This window comes from Bacteroidota bacterium (assembly GCA_034723125.1).
GTDB lineage: Bacteria > Bacteroidota > Bacteroidia > CAILMK01 > JAAYUY01 > JAYEOP01.
This window is the reverse complement of record JAYEOP010000060.1, coordinates 1-5,308: the sequence shown is the minus strand read 5'-3', so window position 1 is coordinate 5,308 and position 5,308 is coordinate 1. Positions and strand designations below refer to the sequence as shown.

The 5,308-nt window shown below is 28.8% G+C and carries 4 protein-coding genes; all 4 read left to right on the top strand.

Going from position 1 to position 5,308, the window contains the following annotated elements:
• The first annotated feature begins 87 nt into the window (after positions 1-87).
• Positions 88-573: an RNA polymerase sigma factor gene (locus tag U9R42_02005; protein MEA3494787.1), complete on the top strand. Its 486-nt coding sequence runs from the start codon at positions 88-90 to the stop codon at positions 571-573.
• Between the two features lie 7 nt (positions 574-580).
• Positions 581-1,747 carry a hypothetical protein gene (locus tag U9R42_02000; GenBank protein ID MEA3494786.1) on the top strand — a complete coding sequence of 389 codons (1,167 nt, stop codon included), beginning with the start codon at positions 581-583 and terminating at the stop codon, positions 1,745-1,747.
• Between the two features lie 77 nt (positions 1,748-1,824).
• The gene (locus tag U9R42_01995; protein MEA3494785.1) at positions 1,825-3,327 is read left to right on the top strand and encodes a DUF2807 domain-containing protein; all 1,503 of its coding nucleotides are present in this window, start codon (positions 1,825-1,827) and stop codon (positions 3,325-3,327) included.
• A gap of 159 nt (positions 3,328-3,486) precedes the next feature.
• The gene (gene sppA / locus U9R42_01990; GenBank protein ID MEA3494784.1) at positions 3,487-5,274 is read left to right on the top strand and encodes a signal peptide peptidase SppA; all 1,788 of its coding nucleotides are present in this window, start codon (positions 3,487-3,489) and stop codon (positions 5,272-5,274) included.
• Positions 5,275-5,308 lie beyond the last annotated feature (34 nt).

Genomic DNA, 5,308 nt, shown 5'->3' with positions numbered 1-5,308 from the left:
AATTTCTTTCAAGATTATTCAATTTGAAAAAAAAGACTGTAACTTTCTGAATATTTAATACGTCATAGGAATGAAATTTAAACTAAAATGACTTTAAACGAGTATAACATTTGTGTTGACGACTATTCGGACGGAATATTTCGATTTATCCTGAAGAATATTTGTGATGAAGATAAAGCAAAAGACGTTGTGCAAGATACTTATGAAAAGCTCTGGAAAAAGATTGAGAATGTGAACTACGAAAAAGTTAAATCCTATTTGTTTACAACCGCTTATCATACAATGATTGACATGATAAGAAAAGATAAAAGAAAGGTTAACTTAGAACAAGCAAATGTTGAAGATATGCTTACAACCGATACTTATTCAGATCTTAAAGAGATACTTGACAAGGCTGTTGATAAATTACCTGAAATACAAAAATCGGTTATTTTATTGCGTGATTATGAGGGTTATTCCTATAATGAAATTGCTGAAATAACAGCCTTGAACGAAAGTCAGGTAAAAGTATATATTTACAGAGCAAGGGTTTTCTTAAAAAAACATTTAAAAAGTATAGACCTTGTAATTTAATTAGAATATGAAAGAGAAAATTAACATAAACAACTATGAAATCTTTTTTATCGATTATCTCGAAGGAAATCTTAGTGAGGAAGAAATAAAAGATGTAGGTAATTTTTTGAATGAAAATCCTGACCTTAAGAATGAATTTGAAGGTATTGAAAATGCTACTGTTACACCAAATAAAGTTTCAATGCCGGAAAAAGATTCTCTTTTTAAAAAGGAAAATGATCTTATTCCTAATAAATTTGAAAGTGAAGAAGAGTTTTTTGTAGCAAAGGTTGAAGGAGACCTTAACATTGAAGAAGAATCTAAATTTAATCGTTTTGTTGCAGTAAATCCTAAAAGGGAAAAAGAACTTTTGCTTTACAAAAATGCAAAACTAAAAGCTGATAAAAATATTATTTTTAAAGAGAAAGCTTCCTTAAAAAGATTTTCAATTGTAACAACGCGAACAGTTTTCTTAAAATATTTAGTACCTATTGCTGTAGCTGCTACTATTGCTGTTATGTTTATTTTTATTAATGAAGATACAGTAAAAAAACAAAATACAGGATTGAGTGAAAGCAACACAGCTGTAATAGAAAAGTCAAATAAAAATACTGTTATAAATAACAAAAACAATTTAGTTGAAAAAACGATTGAAACTAAAACAATAAAGTTGCAAGAAAAACCTAAAACTGAAAGCATAGCACAAAGGACAACTGTTTTTGTAAAAAATGAAAATATTAAAAAGGAAAAAAGAAGTGATTTTAAGAATAAAATAACAAACAATAAAATAGCAAAAGCAGATATTGGTGTAAAGCCTGACAATCTGAAATTTGAAAAAGCTAAGGATGATTTTATAGAAGGAGAATTGTTGCAAAATGAAATGACAGAAACAGTTTATAATGCTTGGGTTGATGAGGTTGAACCAAAACGAATAAGCCAAAAAAACAAAACGGCTAAAAGTTATACAGTTAAAAAATATTTAGAAAAAAGATTCAGGGAGAAATATCTTAGTGAAGAATCTAATGATAATAGAAAGTTAGGTTTTTGGGATATTGCAGGAGCAGGACTTACAAATGCAGGTGGCTTTTTTGGGAAGGATATCAAACTTAAAAAGCAATATAATGATGAAGGGAAAGTGAATTCACTCGCTTTTCATAGCCCCAAAGTTGATTTTGCATTACCAATCAGAAAATAATAAAATTTTATTGTAACAAAATTTTAAATACTTACGTCTTACCACTGAAATTATTAAAAAATCAAAAACAAATTATTATGAAACATTTTATATTATTATTTGTTACATTTCTGTCATTCGGATTAAGTGCTCAAGAAAATGATAGCATTGTAAATGAAGAAGTTCCTAATTCAACTTCAATTATAAGAGATCTAGCACATTTTAATGCAATAGAAATAGGGGGTAGTAAAATCATTGTTTATTTAAAGCAAAGCGATAAAGAAAGTATTGAAATAAAAACAAAAGAGAAGGATTTTGATAAAATTATTACTAAGGTAAAAAATGATGTTTTAAAAATAGATTCAAAAAGTTCTACAGCTGTTGATGTTTATATTTCATTTATAGATATTTCATCTGTTATATCAAATCATATTGGCAAAGTAATAGGCGAAAATATTATTACTACTGATAGTTTATTTATTAAAGTAAATGGTGCATCAACAATTGATTTGGAAATTTCAGTAAGAAAATTAGTTACTAATGTAAGTGGAGCTGCAAAACTATATCTTAGTGGAAGTGCTGAGAATCATGAAATGAATGTGTCGGGAGCAGCAAAGTTTAAATCTGAAAATCTTTCAACAAAAATAACTGAATTAAAAATAAGTGGAGCAGGAGATGCCGAAATTTCTGCCGTTGAAGAAATATCAGGTGAGATTTCCGGTGCAGCAAAACTTGAATTTCGTGGAGACCCTATTACTGAAAATCTTAAAGTTTCGGGTGCTGCAATAATTAAAGGAAAAGGTGGAATGAAAAAAGTTGTTGATGAAAATGGTGATACAATAAAGATACGAATTGGAAAATATAAATTCAACATAACAGAGGATGATGCTGAAATTGATGAAGATATTGACGAAGAAAATGGAGAGGACGGGGAAGATAATAAGCATCATAAAAAGCACAATAGAGGTGATAAATTTCATCCTTGGAGTGGAATTGACATAGGTGTTACAGGTTATTTAAATCCTGAAAACACATTTGATGTTCCTCAAAATTATGATATAATTGATCTTAATTATAAAAAGTCAATTGGTGTGGGAATTAATCTTTTTGAAAAAGATATTCCAATATTTAGGGAGTATGTTCAAATAGCAACAGGTTTGGGCTTGGAAATAAATAACTATAAATTTAAAAACAACACTCAACTTTTAGTTAATCCTGATAGCTTAAGTGGTATTATAAATACTCAAAAAGATTATTTAAAAACAAAATTGACAGTTACTTATCTTACTTTGCCTCTACTTCTTGAATTGAATTTTGCTAAAGATTCTGAAAAAGCTTTTCATTTTGCAGGAGGTTTATTATTGGCATACAATGTTGGTTCAAAATCAAAAGTTGTTTACATGCAAAATGATAAAAGACAAAAAGAGAAAGTTAAAGATGATTTTTTCACAAATGCTTTCAGGTATGGATTAACAGCAAGAATAGGTTATGGTAATGATATTATGCTATTTGCTAATTACAGTCTTCAACCACTTTTTGATGTTAGTGCTGCACCTGAACTTTATCCTGTTACTTTCGGTATTTCAATATTAACAGATTAAAGTATGCCGGGGAGAATAGAAGAGAGGAATGATAGAAATTTAATACCGAAGATAATTTTATTTCCGGTTTTTTTTGAAAAATTTAATTAAATTAATTGCTAACTTTGAAGTTGTCAAAAAAAATTGATTATTAGTTCACAAACAATAAATTAAATAATTATGAATGGTTTTTTTAAGTATGTATTTGCCAGTATGATTGGCTTTATTTTCGGTTATATTGTAATATTTTTTATTTCAATATTATTAGTGGTTGGAATTGTTAGTTTTGTTTCCAATAAGGCTACAAAACAGTTTGATAAAGAAGTTGTTATTGAAAAAGGTAGTATTTTAAAAATAAAATTGAACAAACCAATTCAGGAGAGGGTAGAGGACAACCCTTTTTCTGATGTAGCATTCTTAAGTGATGAAATGAATTTTCCAATTTCACTTAAAGATATTATAGATAATATTGCTAAAGCAAAGGATGACGAAAAAATCAAAGGTATTTATTTGAATTTAACAGCAATACCAGCAAGATTTGCAACTCTTGAAGAAATAAGAAATGCATTGATTGATTTTAAAGAATCAAAAAAATTCATTTATGCTTATAGCGATATACTTACAGAAGATGCTTACTATATTGCTTCTGTCGCAGATAAAATTTATCTTGAACCGGAAGGAATGTTAATATTTGATGGTTTCCATTCAGAAATGGCTTTTATGAAAGCTATGTTTGAAAAATTAGAGATTACTCCAAAATTAATTAGGGTTGGTAAATATAAATCAGCAGGAGAGCCTTTTATTAGAGATAATATGAGTGATGCAAATAGAAAGCAAATGGAAGAATTTTTATTTCCGCTTTATGATAATTTTCTTAAAAATATTGCTCAACATAGAAGCCTAAGTACAAAACGACTTAAGTATCTTGCTGATAATTATAAAATAGGAACAAGTGAAGATGCTCTCAAATATAAGATGGTTGACGGATTAATTTATTATGATGAATTTGAAAAACTACTTAAAGAGAAAGCTGATGTGGAAGAATTAAATTTTGTAAGATTGAGTGCTTATTCAAAAAGCGATGTTAAAAAGAAAGAAAAGAAGGAATATACAAAAGAAAAGATTGCACTAATTTATGCTTCAGGTAGTATTGGAATGGGAAAAGGTTCTGATCAAAATATTGGTGCTGAATCACTATCAAAAGCAATTAGAAAAGCTAGAGAGAGTGAAAAAATAAAAGCTATTGTATTAAGAATAAATTCTCCGGGTGGTGCTGCTCTCGCATCAGATATAATTTGGAGAGAAGTAAAACTTGCTGCAGAGAAGAAACCATTTGTTGTTTCAATGGGAGACCTTGCAGCCTCAGGAGGTTATTATATTGCTTGTCCTGCCGATAGAATTGTTGCACAACCAAATACAATAACAGGTTCAATTGGCGTTTTCGGACTTTTTATGAATATGAAAGATTTCTGGAACAACAAATTAGGTGTAACTTTCGATAGAGTAAAAACAGGAAAATATTCTGATATGATGAACCCAAATAGGGAAATGCTTCCTGAAGAAGAAGCTATTATTCAGAATTTTGTAAATAATACTTATGATGATTTTGTTTCAAGAGTAGCAGAAGGAAGGAATTTACCGGATTCTGTAGTTAGAAATATTGCACAAGGTAGAATTTGGTCAGGAGAACAAGCATTAAAAAATGGATTGGTTGATGAATTAGGTGGACTTTATGATGCAATAGAAATAGCTGCTGAAATGGCTGAACTTGAAAATTACAGATTGAAAATATTGCCTGATGAGAAAAATCCTTTTGAAAAAATATTTGGAAGCTTTGGAATGAATGTAAAAGATAGATTTGCTAAATCTGTTTTTAAAGAGGATTATAAACTTTATAAAAAAGTACAGGAAACAAGGGAAATGAATGGCGTTTATATGCTGATGCCTTATGAATTTCAAGCAAACTAATTTTTGCTGAAATGCTTATTTCTTGATTTGTTTA